The sequence below is a fragment of the Calyptranema fuscum S582 genome (genome assembly GCF_055793305.1).
Map to the genome: position 1 here is coordinate 17725 of NZ_JBSLYH010000049.1, position 15890 is coordinate 33614.

Sequence of the window (15890 nt, forward strand, 5' to 3'; positions counted from 1 at the left end):
CTTATATTCATATTGTTTAACATACTCTCCGAAAACAGGCTAATAATCCTGATGGAGCGGACTGCCAAGAGATTTGGTGATTACGGAAAGGTTATCGTCAGCCGCTCAACAGGACCGTTATACTGCATACCCTCTGGGGAAAATTCCGATCTTGCCATGATTTGAGAAACTCCTGATTAGAGTGAATATAGATATGTCTCGTGTCCATCCATACCAGCCTGTTTCGCTACGAATATTGCATGGTGTCGCTGCAGTACTCCTCGTTTTAGCTTTAATTTCAGGTTTTTGGGTCTACAACACTTATGACAAGCGTTGGGGTAGTCTTACTTTACCTACCATAGGAGATATTCAAGGGATTCATGGCACGATTGCTCTAACGTTCCTATTATTTCTACCAGTTTTTGCTCTATACAGCTTTCATATTGGCTATCGTCGTCTAATAGAAGAGCAATCTTTCAGTCAACTAAAACAGTTTGGCAAGCCAATTTGGTGGATATCAGTACAACGCTTTGCAAATACATTGATGTTGCTTGCAGCAACGTTTGCTGTGGTAACGGGTCGAATGATGAAAGAAGAATGGCTTCCTGCTGGAGAAATACATCGCCCATGGTACCTGGCACATTTGGCAGCGTGGGTATGCGTGTTCATTAGTCTTGCATTACATCTCCTGATGGGAGCCAAAGTTGGCGGCGTTCCCTTGCTAATATCCATGTTTAATTGGAAAATACGCAGCGAGGATACGCTACGTTCCTGGAATCAAGGGATCAAAATTAAGCACTCTAGTTTGGTCTTGAAGGTTCTTGAAAGTATTGTGATTGGAGGCATTGTTATGGCATTTCTTCTACCAGTTTTTAACTTCTAAAATGTACCCATATAGCGATCCTAAATCAGTTGTGAAAGCGCCCGCCCTCAGGGCGGGCGCTTTCACAACTGATCATTTTCACGAATCAAATAGGATCGCTATATAACAATCCCGTTGTACGCCGACCGTATAGAGAGATAGTTGGGGATTTCTAAAAGCTCTTAGCGGCAGTTGAATGGGGTCGTTGGGCTGCTTCATTTGTCCGTGGAGGCAGCACACCAAGCTTGCCTGCTGGCGTTCTATGTCTAGGTATGGGAAAGTTATCCGTGAGACACACTGTGAAGTAATAAGTAAAGTGCCTATGGATTAAGCCCTGTTATTTAAGGCGTGATCCTTAAATTCGGACGGATTTAAACCCATTTGAGTTCGTTGATTTTACGTAAAAACCGATAAATTTATTGTAAATTCTAAAAAAATCCGAGACCTCCAGGAAGACAGTGACTTGGATTTAGATACAAAAAATACCAAAATAGAGAGGAAAACTGTTGAGCGCTCCATCCTCTCCCCATTTCCACAGAGTAAAGATTTACCATGTACAAGACGTATGATTTGCATGTCGTAGAGACTCGTCCTTTATTGAGTCCAGCGACCATTCACAACGAACTACCCATCAACCCCACCGCTGCCGCTCTTGTTTCTGAAACGCGCGATCGCATCCGCAATATTCTACAAAACGAAGATAAGCGCTTATTAGTCATCGTCGGCCCTTGCTCGATCCACGATGTCAACGCTGCTTACGAATATGGGCAAAAGCTCATGGCGTTGCGCAACGAGCTACAAGATAGCTTAGAAATCGTGATGCGAGTGTATTTCGAAAAACCTCGCACCAGCATTGGCTGGAAAGGACTCATCAACGATCCTCATCTAGATGGCAGTTACGACATCAACACCGGCTTACGAACTGCCCGCAAACTATTGCTCGACTTAGCCCACATGGGTCTGCCCTCAGCCACAGAGCTGCTTGATCCCATCATTCCTCAATACATTGCCGATGTTATTTCCTGGACGGCGATCGGCGCACGCACTACCGAAAGCCAAACCCACCGCGAAATGGCATCAGGTCTATCCATGCCGATTGGGTTTAAAAATGGCACAGACGGTAGCCTCTATGCCGCTGCCAATGCCATGCTCGCCGCTAGCCGCCCTCACCACTTCTTGGGCATTAACCATGAAGGGTTAGCCAGTATTGTGACCACCACGGGCAACCCCGACGGTCATCTCGTCTTGCGCGGCGGCAAAGAAGGACCCAACTACGAAACAACGCATGTGCAACAGGCTGCCCAACAACTGATCAGCCTCGGTCTAAATTCGCGCATCATGATCGATTGTAGCCACGACAACGCTGCCAAAGACCACAACCGCCAACCCATCATTCTGCAAGATATTGCCGAACAACTCGCCGCAGGTTCCAAGCACATCATGGGAGTCATGGTCGAAAGCCACCTGGTTGCCGGAAAACAATCGATCCCCAAAGATCTATCCAACCTGGTCTACGGGCAAAGCATCACCGATCCCTGCGTTGACTTCCCCGTAACCGCAGCCATGCTGAGAAGCTTAGCAAAATCTGTCTCAAAAAATTGCTTGTCAGTGAGTTAGCTATTAGCTGTTAGCCATTAGCTATTAGCTGTTAGCTAAGGAATGGGAATTAAATAACTCCGATGATTTGTTGTACGGGCGAACGGCCGTTCGCCCCTCCAAACGATCCAATATTCGATCTTATTTACTTCACGATCCTAAGAAATTTTTAGCGGTGTAGGAACTCAAATATCTTGTGCCGCTTTTTTGTACCTATCCAAACCGTAGCAAAAGCGCTGGGTTCTGAGTGCCCTACAAACCAGGAAAATCAAACGCTTCAGATCGGTTCTGAGTCCGCTACAAAATGGGTAGCTCGTTGAACCGTCGTCGTATAACTGCCATCGCGATTTAGCTGAAGCAAGCGAAACCCCGGTTGCACCTCATCTACAGCGAGTTCTCGGCTAAAGGGCTTAAATTGGATACAAGTAGAAGGCGTACCCAAATAGTCCACCCCCTGCCGCTGCCCTGCAAACGCTTGATGAATATGACCAAACACCACCAGCTTGACCTGAGGATGGCGATCGATTACCGCATACAAATCAGCAGGATTGCGCAGACTGATCTCATCCATCCATTCTGACCCAATCTCCGCAGGCGGGTGATGCAATGCAACCACAGTAGGATACTCAGGATATCGCTGGAGCGCCGCTTCTAGCCAATCCAAACTCTCTGCCGACAACTCGCCATCCACACAATTGGCGATCGCAGAATTGAGCAAAACAAAATTCCAGCCCCCCTGCTGAAAACACTTTGTCCCCGAAAAAGGAGCCTGCTCAAGCACGGGCTGCATAGTCGCCGGACTATCATGATTACCCGGTATCCAATACGTAGGAATCTGAAACGGAGCCATACCCTGCCATAAGCGTTGGTAAGATGCCTCCGTCTCATCTTGAGATAGGTCACCCGTCAGTAACAATAAATCCGGTTGTCGGGGTAACGATCGCACTGCCTCTAAAACCGCTTGGAGCGATCGCGCCGTATTTACCCCCCGCATCCTCTGATCCGCATCTGCAAATAAATGCGTATCCGTCAACTGAACTACTAAAACAGAATCGGCTGAAGTCATAACACTGATGTAAGGAGAAGAAATATCCTGACTCAAGATTATCCTCTGCCAATAAGCAACTGTGAATCCGCTATCTTTGGAGAATATCTATAAATTTTGCGATCGCACGTTCCAAGCAGGAACTGAAATTTGGTATGATAATATTCCTTGAGTGTGGCGCCATAGCCAAGTGGTAAGGCAGAGGTCTGCAAAACCTCCACTCCCCAGTTCGAATCTGGGTGGCGCCTTCAAGGATTTGAGGCTCTGGAACTGGGTTCCAGGGCTTTTTTAATGATGTCAGTTTGTGCCAGGTGGTGACGGAAAATGTCACAATGTGACGCTTAAAGTGGTTACATTTTTGGTCACAGTATGGATATTGATGGGCGGGTTGCTCAGGCGAATGGGCGGCTGAGGGTGGCTAAGGTTGGGGTTTCGATTGAGCGTAGGGGCGATCGCTTGTGGTTGAGGGGGACGTTTCCGCCGAAGCCGGGGAGTGTTCATTTGAAGCCGTATCGTCAGAAGTTGGCTTTGGGGGTGAGGGCTACGGCAGCGGGTGTGCAGTATGCGGAGAAGCAGGCGCGGCTGATGGGGGCTGAGTTGAATTTGGGGAGGTTTGATTGGGGGAGCTGGGGGAAGGATAGGGGGAGTGATTTGGGGTTGGTGCGGGATTGGGTTGAGCGGTTTGAGCAGGATTATTGGAAGCGGCGCGATCGCAATGATCAGAGTCAAACGACGTGGGATAAGGATTATCGGACTACGTTTAATAAGTTGCCGTTGGATGAGCTGTTGTCGTCTGAGTTGGTGTTGCGGGTGATTGAGGCGACGCCTGCTGATTCGCGTAATCGCAAGCGGACGGTGCAGGTGTTGGGGCGGTTGGCGAAGTTTGCGGGGTTGTCGGTTGAGTTGGGTCATCTGGTGGGTGCTTATTCTGCGAAGCGGGTGAATCCGCGATCGCTGCCTGCGGATGGGTTGATTGTGCAGGTGCGGGATGGGTTGAGGCATGAGGGTTGGCAGTGGGTGTTGGGGATGATGGCAACTTATGGATTGCGCCCGCATGAGGTGTTTTTGGCGGATTTGTCTGAGTTTCCGGTGGTGATTGTGCCGGATGGGAATAAGACGAGGACGGAGCGGTTTGTGTATCCGTTGTATCCGGAGTGGGCTGATGTGTGGGCGTTGGGCGATCGGGTGTTGCCCAATTTACAAAATGTTGAGGGGTTGTCGAATGCGAAGATCGGCACGAAGGTGTCGGGTGAGTTTTATGATCGGAAGTTGCCGTTTAAGCCGTATGATTTGCGTCATTGTTATGCGCGTCGTTGTTTTGAATTCTCGCTGCCGCCTGACTTGGCGGCGGGGTTGATGGGGCATAGCATTCAGGTGCATATGCAGACGTATCGGGCGTGGATTGATCGGGAGACATATCGACGGGCGTATGAGGCGTTGATTAATCGGGGAGATGCGCCTAGAGCGCCGATGGGCGATAGGCATTGAGGTGGTCAACCCTTTTGGGGTTTGACTGCCTGGATGCTGCTGCACTAACCCAGCCTACGAAAATTTAAAGGTTGCCTGACTGCCAACAATAAGTACTGAAAAGGAATGAATAGAGGATGTAGAAGTAAACGGCAGTCTTTTGGGGAACTCGCATGGATGAGCAACGGTTACAGGCATATATAACACTGATTGAGCAATTGCTGGGTTGCCCCCAGGGTCAAGAGTCAGAGCTTTTGCAGAGCCATACAGACCTGTTGGATGGGGGACTGCTGGACGTGATAGAACAAGTTGCTGCCTATTGGGACAGCCAGGGAAGTGGTAATGCCCAACGGCTGCGAGGATTAGCGGTGCAGTTGGCAGAGGCATTGGAACCGGAAACGATTACACCGGCAGGGGCAGAAGCCGCCCGGTTGTTCTTGTCGGCGACGTTGCAGTTGATCGTAGATAAGGACGGCAATCCCCACCAGATCTATCCTCTGTGGGCACAACAGCAAGCTCAGTTCAATTCTAAATTGCTAACCGTTATGCCGACTGTTGCAGCGCAATTGTTGGAAGGAGATGCAGAACGGCGCGCCTTCATGGGGGTGGTCTTCAGTGTATTTGGCAATCTGATACAGCAATTTTCTTTGGGTAGCCGCTGGCTAAATCTGGAGTTAGGCATTGCTGCTTATGAACAATCTTTGACGGTGATGACGCAGACGGCAATGCCGGTGGCATGGGCAAATACCATGAATAATTTGGCGAACGCTTACTATAACCGCATCCAAGGCGACCGTGCTGAAAACATTGAGCAGGCGATCGCATCCTATGAACAAGCCTTGATGGTGAGGACGCAGACGGCAATGCCGGTGGAGTGGGCAAGAACCATGAATAATCTGGCAACCGCCTACACTGAACGCATCTGGGGTGACCGAGCAGAGAACATCGAGCAGGCGATCGCTGCTTATGAACAATCTTTGACGGTGAGGACGCAGACGGCAATGCCGATGGATTGGGCAGATACCATGTACAACCTGGCGAACACCTACGCTGACCGCATCTGGGGTGACCGAGCAGAGAACATCGAGCAGGCGATCGCTGCCTATGAACAATCTTTGACGGTGAGGACGCAGACGGCAATGCCGATTGATTGGGCAGATACCATGTACAACCTGGCGAACACCTACGCTGACCGCATCCGGGGTGACCGAGCAGAGAACATCGAGCAAGCGATCGCTACCTATGAACAATCTTTGACGGTGAGGACGCAGACGGCAATGCCGATAGATTGGGCAGATACCATGTACAACCTGGCGAACGTCTACACTGACCGCATTCGGGGTGACCGAGCGGAGAACATCGAGCAGGCGATCGCATCCTATGAACAATCTTTGATGGTGAGGACGCGCGAGGCGATGCCGATGGATTGGGCAGATACCATGCACAGCCTGGCGAACGCCTACACTGAACGCATCCGGGGTGACCGAGCGGAGAATATCGAGCAGGCGATCGCTGCCTATGAACAATCTTTGACGGTGAGGACGCGCGAGGCGATGCCCGTCGATTGGGCAGCATCGATGAATAATCTGGCAACCGCTTACTATTCCCGCATCCGAGGCAACCGGGCGGACAACATCGAGCAGGCGATCAAAGCCTATCAGCAGTCGCTGGAGGTGAGGACGCGCGAGGCGATGCCCGTCGAGTGGGCAGCATCGATGATGAATCTGGCAACCGCTTACAAGGACCGCATCCGAGGCGACCGGGCGGACAACATTGAGGCTGCGATCGCGTCCTATCAGCAGTCGTTGCAGGTAACGACGCGCGAGGCGATGCCCGTCGAGTGGGCAGCATCGATGAATAATCTGGCAACCGCTTACTATTCCCGCATCCGAGGCGACCGGGCGGACAACATCGAGCAGGCGATCAAAGCCTATCAGCAGTCGCTGGAGGTGAGGACATGCGAGGCGATGCCGGTGGAGTGGGCAACATCGATGAATAATCTGGCAGCCGCTTACTATTCCCGCATCCGAGGCGATCGGGCGGACAACATCGAGCAGGCGATCAAAGCCTATCAGCAGTCGCTGGAGGTGAGGACGCGCGAGGCGATGCCCGTCGATTGGGCAGCATCGATGAATAATCTGGCAATCGCTTACAGGAACCGCATCCGAGGCGACCGGGCGGAGAACATTGAGCAGGCAATCAAAGCCTATCAGCAGTCGTTGCAGGTAAGGACGCGCGAGGCGATGCCGGTGGAGTGGGCAGCATCGATGATGAATCTGGCAGCCGCTTACTATTCCCGCATCCGAGGTAACCGAGCGGACAACATCGAGGCTGCGATCAAAGCCTATCAGCAGTCGCTGGAGGTGAGGACGTGCGAGGCGATGCCGGTGGAGTGGGCAGCATTGATGATGAATCTGGCAACCGCTTACAAGGACCGCATCCGAGGCGACCGGGCGGACAACATCGAGCAGGCGATCAAAGCCTATCAGCAGTCGCTGGAGGTGAGGACGCGCGAGGCGATGCCCGTCGAGTGGGCAGTATTGATGATGAATCTGGCAACCGCTTACAAGGACCGCATCCGAGGCGACCGGGCGGACAACATTGAGCAGGCGATCAAAGCCTATCAGCAGTCGCTGGAGGTGAGGACGCGCGAGGCGATGCCCGTCGAGTGGGCAGCATCGATGAATAATCTGGCAATCGCTTACAAGGACCGCATCCGAGGCGACCGGGCGGACAACATCGAGCAGGCGATCAAAGCCTATCAGCAGTCGCTGGAGGTGAGGACGCGCGAGGCGATGCCCGTCGAGTGGGCAGCATCGATGATGAATCTGGCAACCGCTTACAATGACCGCATCCGAGGCGACCGGGCGGACAACATTGAGGCTGCGATCGCGTCCTATCAGCAGTCGTTGCAGGTAACGACGCGCGAGGCGATGCCCGTCGAGTGGGCAGCATCGATGAATAATCTGGCAACCGCTTACTATTCCCGCATCCGAGGCGACCGGGCGGACAACATCGAGCAGGCGATCAAAGCCTATCAGCAGTCGCTGGAGGTGAGGACATGCGAGGCGATGCCCGTCGATTGGGCAACATCGATGATGAATTTGGCAAACGCTTACTATTCCCGCACCCGAGGTGACCGGGCGGACAACATCGAGCAGGCGATCAAAGCATATCAGCAGTCGCTGGAGGTGAGGACATGCGAGGCGATGCCCGTCGATTGGGCAACATCGATGATGAATCTGGCAACCGCTTACTATTCTCGCATCCGAGGTGACCGGGCGGACAACATCGAGCAGGCGATCAAAGCCTATCAGCGCAGTCTAGAAGTCTTTACACCAGAATTATTGCCCAATGATTGCCGTAAAACTGCCCGTAGTTTGGGCAATCTCTACAGTCAACAAGGACGCTGGAAAGAGGCTGTCTCTGTTTATCAAATGGCTTTACAAGCGGCTGAAGTCCTCTATCAGAGTGCAAACCTGTTAGATAGCAAGTCTGCTGAACTGGCGGAAACTGCTAATTTGCCTCGACGCACTGCTTATGCTCTGGTGCGTGTGGGCGATCTTTCCAAAGCTGTTGAAACTTTGGAGCAAGGTCGGGCGCGGGGACTGAGTGAGAGCCTGGAGCGTGATCGATCGGATCTGACGCAGCTTCAGCAAACCCATCCTGCTCTGGTAATTGCTTATCAGGACATTACGGCTCAACTGCGTACCCTGGAAACTCAACAGCGGTTACGGATGACCTCAAGCGATCGGCATGACCTCACCCCTGAAGTGTTTCGCAATGAGTCTCAGCGACTCCGCCAAGCACTAGAGCAAACGATTGAGCAAATCCGTCAGGTTTCTGGTTATGAAGCATTTCTGACGTTGCCGACATTTAACGATGTTCGTGAGGTAGTTCAAGCGGATCGACCATTGATATACCTGGTGCCTACTCCTACTGGTAGCCTCGCACTCATTGTTCAGAGATCCCCCCTAGCCCCCCTTGAAAAAGGGAAGACCGGAGCCGTTGAGATCACCCCTCTGTGGATGGATGATCTCAATGAAACGCAACTGTTTGATCTGTTGGCTCAAACCTGGTTTAGTGCGTATGAGCAATCCCAAAGCGATCGTCAGGGATGGCATGATGCGATCGAATCTGGCACTCGTCAACTTTGGGAACCGTTGATGGTACCCCTGATCGGCTATTTGAAAGAGCAGAATTTCCAGCAAGCAATCTTGATTCCTACTGGCTACCTCAGCTTGTTGCCACTTCATGCTGCTTGGGTTGATGATCCAACTACCCCGACTGGCAAACGGTATGCCCTGGATGAGATGGTGTTTACCTATGCACCGAATGCGCGATCGATCAATGCTGCCGTAGAGACTGCTCAACGCACTGGAGCAGATGCGATGTTGGCGATTGATAACCCTCTCAACGATCTACCCAACTCCAGTCGTGAAGTACAGGCGGCGATCAGTACATTCTCACAGCCCATTGTCTTAAAACATCAGGAAGCTACGGTAGAAAAGGTGCTGGATGCTTTACTCCACTGCTCTATCCTCCATCTCTCTTGTCACGGCACGGCTAATTGGGATGAACCGCTGACCAGTGGACTGAGCATGAGTGATAGCTTGCTAACCCTGCGAGACTTACTCGATCTGAAACTGGCGGATCATGAGCGAAGTGGCATTCGGTTGGCGATTTTGTCGGCTTGTGAAACGGGACTTAGTGGATTGAAAAACGCGGATGAAGCCATCAGTTTGCCCACAGGGTTACTTCAAGCTGGGGTGGCTGGCGTGGTTGCGTCTCTATGGTCGGTGTCTGACCTCAGCACTATGATGTTGCTGGTACGCTTCTATGACGTTTGGCGAGGGGAGAAACTGGAACCAGCGATCGCCTTGCGTAAGGCACAACAGTGGGTGAGGGATTCGACGGATGGGGAGAAGGAAGAGTATTTCTCTGACTTTATGGCGCTGGATGGGGGCGATCGCTCTTATGCTCACCCCTTCTATTGGGCTGCTTTTACGTATACGGGAGTTTAGTGTTCTGGGATGTACTTGTTCTGCTATCCATCAATGATTAATTGCTTAAGAGGAGGAACAACGTCATGATATCGATTGCTGATTTGCTTGATGCTGCTCGTATCATTCGTCCAAAATTATCAACCTTGCTGGATGATGAAACTGCTCGACAGGTGGATCAGCATCTTGCAGATTGGTTGAATCAACTGGAGCAACAACCTACTAACAGCAAGGCTACCGCTCAACAGATTCGGACTTTGTTGCAAAGCCATTCTGCTACCCGAACCTGGCTGATTAACTTTGCCAAAACGGTTACACAGAAGCGATCGAATAGTCTGGTGGGAGATCCTACGCTGGGCAATGCTATCTTTTATGTTTGCCCCGAAGGGAACGATTACACCTGGACTCAGGAGGGTACGGAAGAGGTGCCGTTCTGTCGGACGCATCTGGTTCGCCTTGTTCGTGCTCAGTCGTAAGATATTGGCATGACTGCAAAAGTACTCGACAGTTTTGGCGGAAAGTTTGCGGAACAGTGGGTTGCCACCTTGCTCACCCCTGCTTTTGTGTTTTGGCTCGGTGGGTTTGTGACCGCTGTGCAAGCATTTGGCTGGGAGGCGATTGTTACGCAAGTTACCGATTATCCTGAACCGTTACAAATTACGTTGTTGGTGATTGGGTTCTGCATAATTACGGCGTCTGCCTTTGTGGTGCAGCGGTTTGACTTACCGACATTACGGTTTTTGGAGGGGTACTGGCACCCGTGGTTGCAGTTTTTTCAGCAGGATGGCATTCGGCATTACCGCGATCGCAAGGATTGGTTAATTCGGGAGAGCAATAACCTGCGAAAAATCGAAGCGCAACAAAAGGCAAGGCGACAAACTCTCAAGACCACGATTGAAACCTATGGTGCCGATGCGCTTGCTCCAGCCGAGCAGGATGAATATCTTAGACTTTCTGAACAACTGTTGACGCCTGCACAACAGAGTACGTTGATTCGGTGGCGGCAGGAGTTGAGAGAGTTGCCTGCTAACCCTGAACTCTTGCCGACTCGTTTGGGTAATGTGCTACGTGCGGCTGAACGTAAAGCGCTGGATAAGTATGGGTTGGATGCGATTATTTGCTGGCCGCGTCTGTGGTTATTGCTGCCCGATGGGGTGAAGAAAGAATTGCAAGATGCTCGTGCTGACCTTAATAGCGCGGCTCGTGTATGCCTATGGAGTCTACTGTTTGTTTTGTGGACGTTTGCCGGGGCCTGGTGGGCGGCTCCGATTGGGTTGGCGTCTGCCTTCTTTGCGTACTACTATTGGGCGATCGGTGCGGCTCGCACCTATGGCAGTTTGATTGAGGCGGCGTTTGATTTGTATCGCCATTTGCTGTATGACTCGTTGCGGTGGAAATTGCCGCCGGAGCCGGATGAGGAAAAGCGGGTAGGACGGGAGTTGACGGAGTATCTGTGGCGGGGGTTTTAGGGGGTATTGGGTTGGCGAAGAGTAGCAAGGGCTTGGGTGACTTCTTTGCCTTTGGTTTCGATGATGTCGAGCAGTTCGTTGGGGGTGCGAAGGTCTTCGGTGGTTTTGGCGTTGGGGTTGACAGCTTTGAGGTCGTAGTTTTTGGCTTCGATCTGGTCGCGGGTAACAATCCAACTGCGATCGCTGAGTTCTCGGGTGGGGAGGACGCTAAAGAAGTGTTCGAAGTGGTCGAGGGTGAGGGGGGTTTTCTTGGCAACTTTGAGGTCGGAGAGGTCGTAGTACCAGATTTGTTCGGTGGATTTACCTTTAGTGAAAAAGATAAGGTTGGTTTTTACGCCTGCACCGGCGGTGGTGAAGACGCCTCCAGGAAGGCTAAGAATGCACCAGACATCGGCATCATCGAGGAGTTTCTTTTTGGTTTGGACGAAGGCGGTTTCGTTGGTGCGGAAGAGGATGCCTTCATCTAGAACGATGCCACAACGTCCGTTGGGTTTGAGGCTATTGATGACATGTTGCAGGAATAGAACCTGGGTGGAACCCGTTTTGTAGGCGAAGTGGGTTTGGGCTTCTTTGCCTTCTTTGCCACCGAAGGGGGGATTCATGAGGGCGACATCGTAGAGAGCAGGTGAGCCAGCAAATAGACCGCTGTAGGTTTCGGCTCCGGTGAGGGTGTTGCCGTGCCAGATATGTGGTTCATCGATGCCATGCAGAACGAGGTTAGCAAGAGCGATCGGGTAGATGGCGTTATCTTTTTCGCGTCCGTAGAAGGTTTTGTGTTTGAGGATGGCGAGGTCGTCGGCAGTGGTGATATTGGCGTTGTTTTTGCCTGCCATGTGCTCGTATGCCTGTGCCAGAAAGCCGCCTGTGCCGCAGCCTGCATCGTAGACGGTTTCACCGATTTGGGGATTGATGGCTTGCACCATTGCCCGGACTACAACGCGGGGGGTAAAAAACTGCCCGCCATCGTTGCCCTTTTCACCCATTTTTAGGAGTAAGCCTTCGTAGAGTTGGGAGAGGGTATAGATGTGGGTGTCGTCGATGATCTGGTTGCTGATGTCGTGAACTTTGTCGAGGATATCGAGCAGGTTGCGCTCCGTGTCGATGCGGGTGCGTTCGGTGCCTGAAAGGATTTGGCTAATGACTTTTTGGCGGGGTGTGGCGTTGGGGCGATCGCGTAGTTTTTTGAGGTGGGGCAGGAGGTCGCTATTGATGAATTGGATAAACCCGTTGATGGCTCCATCTTGCAACTCTTTGCGTTTCCAACCTTGTGCTAGCCCATCACGCAGGGTGAGGAGGTCTTCGCTGTAGGGCGCTGCCCAATCGTGCCAGCGGTAGGGTGACGCCAGGGAATAGGTAAAGCTTGCGCCGACGGCTTCGGCGTATTCGGCTTCTTGCTGTTCTTGTTCGTCGAGGATGCGAAGAAAAAGAATCCAGGTGAGTTCGGGGACGTACTGCAACGCTCCGGCGCAGTTAGAACGACGCATGATGTCGCAGGCGGATTTGATATAGCCATCCAGGCTTTGTTGAGTATTGAATTTGCGTCCGTTACCGTTGTCGTTTTTTGCTGCGCGTGCCATTTGTTCTTGTGAGCTGTAGTTCAAGCGGGTTTAAGGCTGTTCTCCAGCCAGTTGGAGAATGGTTTCAATGACAGATGGGGTGATCCACATGCCCCGTTCTTGAAGCAATTTAATCACTTCAAAAACACTCGCAAGATGCCCAAGTTGCTTGGCGCGAACCAGTACACCCAGAGTGCCTGTATAGGTCAGTTGATACAAACGGGCGATGCTTCTGCCGAGGGCATCATCCAGAATTAATAGGCTACCAGGATTTTCGATGCCTAACGCGATTACTTCGGCTTCGCCTTCCCCAAGGTCGGTGATGTTGGGTAAAAATGCTGCGTTGGCGGACGTAACTGTAACCCAATCAAGTTGCTGGATGATAGGAATGCTAAGCCCCTGAGCTTGCCCCGTCTGGAGTTCTCGTTGAACGGCAGTAGGCACTGTAACTCGGTTGTAGAGGGTGGGCAGTAAATGTAGATGATCGATCTGGTGGAGATAAAACAGAGGCGAGGTATTGATGATAACGTGACGATCAGGCATTTTGAACATCTTGAGCCAGTTCTTCGGCACTCTGGGTAAAGGGGGAAACCTGATAACGCCCCAAGATGTTGAGGAATTCGACCCGTGAGATGCCTGCCAGTTGAGCCGCACGACCCGACGAGAGCCGACCCAGCTCAAACAATTTGACCGCCGCCAGCAAACACAACTCACGAGAGAGGGTGTCAGGGGTTTGCTTAAGGCTGATCAAGACTTCTTCGGGAATGTTGATTTGGATGCGGTTCATGATGGGCTAGAGACGGTGGGTGTTTTGATTATAGTTTGCCATGCCATGCCTGACGGAGCAGCGCTGCTGGGGGTTGGGCGATCGCATGAAGTGTTGGGGAGAGGCGCAAATCAATAATTTCTTGGGCTGTGGGCAGGTTGGCAAAAAATTCTAGGATTTCCGTCAACCCCGAAAAGCCAGTGGACGGATTGGCAGTAAGTTCTTGCAACCCCAGGAGCAAGATCTGAGGCAGTTGATCTTTGAGGGGTTCTAAGCGCGAGGCGATATCATCGGGGATGTCGATTGTGATTTGCATAGCGATCGCCCATCGTTACCTAAAATAATGCAGTTTGCTGAACAGGTGTTTTGATTATAGTTGGCTGCTTACTCCTCAATCAGTTTCAGCATCCCTGCAACGTGTCGCTGAAAGATTTCGAGGGAATGCCAGAGGTGAAGCACCTTGCCATCTTTGATGTTTCCTAACTCAACCAGGTTTGTGCCTTGAGGGCGCTGGCGTTTCCAGCCAAATAGGTCTTTGTCTCTGGGAATAGATGCCTCGTGGGTAAAGTCAGCTACCCAAACGACCGATACTTGTCTGACAATTCCCCAGTTTTCATCGGCGATCGCTTCAGCCGCATCGCTGGTGACTTCAACTAAATGGGTCACTCTTGCCTCTTGAATATGATCTGGCTTTTGCACCAATAGGATGAGATCTCCAAGCTCGGCTTTATTGGCATTTGTCTCACTGCCCTTTGACCAGTTGAGCTGCTGCTGACTACCCTTTTGCCAGTCTTTGTAAGCCCAACCAGAATCATCAATGTTTTTAACAAACTTGAGTTTTTCAAGACTCATTATGATCTCCTTGAGAGGTTTTTTATCGTGTTGCTTCGATTGTTATAGTTCGCCATTGAATGCTTGTCGAAGAATGGTGGAGGGAAGTTGGGCGATCGCGTCGAGTTGTTCTTGAAGAAGTTGTTGTAGTTTTTTAGCTTCTGCCAATTTCTCAGTTATCAATTTTTCAATTTCTTTCTGTTTTTCTACTGATGGCAGTGGAACTTCTAGTTGTGAAACATCACTTAAGTTAATTCCCCGTTGTGCAGAACCTATAACTTTTGCGTTAATTGCGGATTGAATTTCGGGGCTTGCTAAGGCATACATGACATATTTTCGCCAAATATCTCCAAGCATTGGTAAAACTGCAACTTCACGAGATACATTTGAACCGACAAGCTCATCATCCGTAATACTTACTGCACCAACAGAACCCCGAATTGCTAAAAGTATTTCGTCACCTCTCAATAAAGTTCTAGAAAAGGTTTCTGACAAAGCAGGATCAATACATTTCAATTCTGAATACTGAACCTGGAAATTTTTAATATCTCCCCCTCGAACTGTGGGAATGCCACCAGGAATATGATTACCTGTTAAAACAACGCCATAAGTAATACCCCTTTGTTGTTGCGTAATCTCACTTAATTTTTTGCATTGCCAGGTTTGGGCTTCGGGGCTGTCGAAGACTTGACGGAGGTAGGCGGCGGGGAGGGCTTTGGCGGCTTTGAGTTGGGTGAGGGTGGCGGCGTGGGCTTTCTCGATGGCTGCCATCTGCTCGTTGAGAATGGCAACAATTCGCTTCTGTTCTGCGAGGGGAGGTAGCCCAGGAATAGGCAGATTCCGTACATCAGCTACATTCAGATGTGGAACTAATGCTCCTTCTGATTTGCGCTCCATTTCATCGCGGAGCTGCGGTGTAAGAAGCAGATATAACAAATACTTTGGAAGGATTTTGGATTGATTGGCTCGAAGAAGAACAGTACGTTGTCCTAAACAAACACGATGTCCTTGCGGAATAATGCCAATTTCACCAACTGGAGCCTCCCTTGCCAAAATTAAATCTTCAGGTTGTGGTTCAATCCGTGCTGTCCATTGCCGATAGGTTTCCTCAGACACCCGGTTAGCATTCTCTATATCTAATTTGCCATTTTTGATATTGGTTGTTCTGATTGAGGGAATACCAGTTGGCTGTGTAGGTGCTGTTTTATGTTCACAATCTACAATTGCTATACATACATCCTGGAGACTAATCTGTACCTGGTCTTCAGAATTTGTTAAATCCCTACTTTGCTTTTTCTCGATCGCCTGCGTCACAA

At 50.9% G+C, this 15890-nt stretch carries 13 protein-coding genes and 1 tRNA gene; 7 read left to right on the forward strand and 7 right to left on the reverse strand.

Annotated features, from left to right (window positions below):
• Positions 1 to 193: 193 nt before the first annotated feature.
• Together ACR6Z4_RS25580 and ACR6Z4_RS25585 are read left to right on the forward strand one after the other, a co-directional pair.
• Positions 194 to 862 carry a cytochrome b/b6 domain-containing protein gene (locus ACR6Z4_RS25580; RefSeq protein WP_479720171.1) on the forward strand — a complete coding sequence of 223 codons (669 nt, stop codon included), beginning with the start codon at positions 194 to 196 and terminating at the stop codon, positions 860 to 862.
• Between the two features lie 531 nt (positions 863 to 1393).
• Entirely contained in the window at positions 1394 to 2458 is a 1065-nt protein-coding gene (locus ACR6Z4_RS25585; RefSeq protein WP_479720172.1) for a 3-deoxy-7-phosphoheptulonate synthase, read from the forward strand.
• Positions 2459 to 2714: 256 nt separating this feature from the next.
• Here the strand turns inward: ACR6Z4_RS25585 and cpdA are convergent, their stop codons facing one another.
• Positions 2715 to 3503 carry a 3',5'-cyclic-AMP phosphodiesterase gene (cpdA, locus tag ACR6Z4_RS25590; protein ID WP_479720173.1) on the reverse strand — a complete coding sequence of 263 codons (789 nt, stop codon included), beginning with the start codon at positions 3501 to 3503 and terminating at the stop codon, positions 2715 to 2717.
• Between the two features lie 155 nt (positions 3504 to 3658).
• On the opposite strand from cpdA, the gene ACR6Z4_RS25595 reads away from it, so the two are divergent.
• From ACR6Z4_RS25595 to ACR6Z4_RS25615, 5 genes are all read left to right on the forward strand, one after another.
• Positions 3659 to 3730, forward strand: a tRNA-Cys gene (locus ACR6Z4_RS25595).
• A gap of 121 nt (positions 3731 to 3851) precedes the next feature.
• The gene (locus ACR6Z4_RS25600; protein ID WP_479720174.1) at positions 3852 to 4970 is read left to right on the forward strand and encodes a site-specific integrase; all 1119 of its coding nucleotides are present in this window, start codon (positions 3852 to 3854) and stop codon (positions 4968 to 4970) included.
• A 152-nt stretch (positions 4971 to 5122) separates the two neighbouring features.
• The gene (locus tag ACR6Z4_RS25605; protein ID WP_479720175.1) at positions 5123 to 9973 is read left to right on the forward strand and encodes a tetratricopeptide repeat protein; all 4851 of its coding nucleotides are present in this window, start codon (positions 5123 to 5125) and stop codon (positions 9971 to 9973) included.
• Positions 9974 to 10038: 65 nt separating this feature from the next.
• Positions 10039 to 10428 (forward strand): hypothetical protein, encoded by a 390-nt coding sequence (locus tag ACR6Z4_RS25610; RefSeq protein WP_479720176.1) that lies wholly within the window; start codon positions 10039 to 10041, stop codon positions 10426 to 10428.
• A 9-nt stretch (positions 10429 to 10437) separates the two neighbouring features.
• Positions 10438 to 11421, forward strand: a complete 984-nt coding sequence (locus tag ACR6Z4_RS25615; RefSeq protein ID WP_479720177.1) for a hypothetical protein — start codon at positions 10438 to 10440, stop codon at positions 11419 to 11421.
• Here the strand turns inward: ACR6Z4_RS25615 and ACR6Z4_RS25620 are convergent.
• The 6 genes from ACR6Z4_RS25620 to ACR6Z4_RS25645 form a co-directional block, all read right to left on the reverse strand.
• Entirely contained in the window at positions 11418 to 12998 is a 1581-nt protein-coding gene (locus tag ACR6Z4_RS25620) for a class I SAM-dependent DNA methyltransferase (RefSeq protein WP_479720178.1), read from the reverse strand. The genes ACR6Z4_RS25615 and ACR6Z4_RS25620 overlap by 4 nt on opposite strands.
• A gap of 30 nt (positions 12999 to 13028) precedes the next feature.
• Positions 13029 to 13520, reverse strand: coding sequence for a PIN domain-containing protein (locus tag ACR6Z4_RS25625; protein WP_479720179.1), 492 nt, complete (start codon positions 13518 to 13520; stop codon positions 13029 to 13031).
• A complete protein-coding gene (locus tag ACR6Z4_RS25630; protein WP_479720180.1) occupies positions 13513 to 13764 on the reverse strand; it encodes a UPF0175 family protein in 252 nt (83 codons plus the stop codon). Before ACR6Z4_RS25630 ends, ACR6Z4_RS25625 begins: the two co-directional genes overlap by 8 nt.
• A 28-nt stretch (positions 13765 to 13792) precedes the next feature.
• Entirely contained in the window at positions 13793 to 14059 is a 267-nt protein-coding gene (locus tag ACR6Z4_RS25635) for a hypothetical protein (protein ID WP_479720181.1), read from the reverse strand.
• A 68-nt stretch (positions 14060 to 14127) separates the two neighbouring features.
• Entirely contained in the window at positions 14128 to 14595 is a 468-nt protein-coding gene (locus tag ACR6Z4_RS25640) for a hypothetical protein (protein ID WP_479720182.1), read from the reverse strand.
• Positions 14596 to 14637: 42 nt separating this feature from the next.
• Positions 14638 to 15888 (reverse strand): restriction endonuclease subunit S, encoded by a 1251-nt coding sequence (locus ACR6Z4_RS25645; protein ID WP_479720183.1) that lies wholly within the window; start codon positions 15886 to 15888, stop codon positions 14638 to 14640.
• Between the last annotated feature and the right edge of the window lie 2 nt (positions 15889 to 15890).

What these genes read in the sequence shown, in the direction of transcription:
- ACR6Z4_RS25580 (WP_479720171.1), top strand. Translation starts at nt 194, where the DNA reads ATGTCTCGTGTCCATCCATACCAGCCTGTTTCGCTACGAATATTGCAT.
- ACR6Z4_RS25585 (WP_479720172.1), top strand. Translation starts at nt 1,394, where the DNA reads ATGTACAAGACGTATGATTTGCATGTCGTAGAGACTCGTCCTTTATTG.
- cpdA (WP_479720173.1), bottom strand. Translation starts at nt 3,503, where the DNA reads ATGACTTCAGCCGATTCTGTTTTAGTAGTTCAGTTGACGGATACGCAT.
- ACR6Z4_RS25600 (WP_479720174.1), top strand. Translation starts at nt 3,852, where the DNA reads ATGGATATTGATGGGCGGGTTGCTCAGGCGAATGGGCGGCTGAGGGTG.
- ACR6Z4_RS25605 (WP_479720175.1), top strand. Translation starts at nt 5,123, where the DNA reads ATGGATGAGCAACGGTTACAGGCATATATAACACTGATTGAGCAATTG.
- ACR6Z4_RS25610 (WP_479720176.1), top strand. Translation starts at nt 10,039, where the DNA reads ATGATATCGATTGCTGATTTGCTTGATGCTGCTCGTATCATTCGTCCA.
- ACR6Z4_RS25615 (WP_479720177.1), top strand. Translation starts at nt 10,438, where the DNA reads ATGACTGCAAAAGTACTCGACAGTTTTGGCGGAAAGTTTGCGGAACAG.
- ACR6Z4_RS25620 (WP_479720178.1), bottom strand. Translation starts at nt 12,998, where the DNA reads ATGGCACGCGCAGCAAAAAACGACAACGGTAACGGACGCAAATTCAAT.
- ACR6Z4_RS25625 (WP_479720179.1), bottom strand. Translation starts at nt 13,520, where the DNA reads ATGCCTGATCGTCACGTTATCATCAATACCTCGCCTCTGTTTTATCTC.
- ACR6Z4_RS25630 (WP_479720180.1), bottom strand. Translation starts at nt 13,764, where the DNA reads ATGAACCGCATCCAAATCAACATTCCCGAAGAAGTCTTGATCAGCCTT.
- ACR6Z4_RS25635 (WP_479720181.1), bottom strand. Translation starts at nt 14,059, where the DNA reads ATGCAAATCACAATCGACATCCCCGATGATATCGCCTCGCGCTTAGAA.
- ACR6Z4_RS25640 (WP_479720182.1), bottom strand. Translation starts at nt 14,595, where the DNA reads ATGAGTCTTGAAAAACTCAAGTTTGTTAAAAACATTGATGATTCTGGT.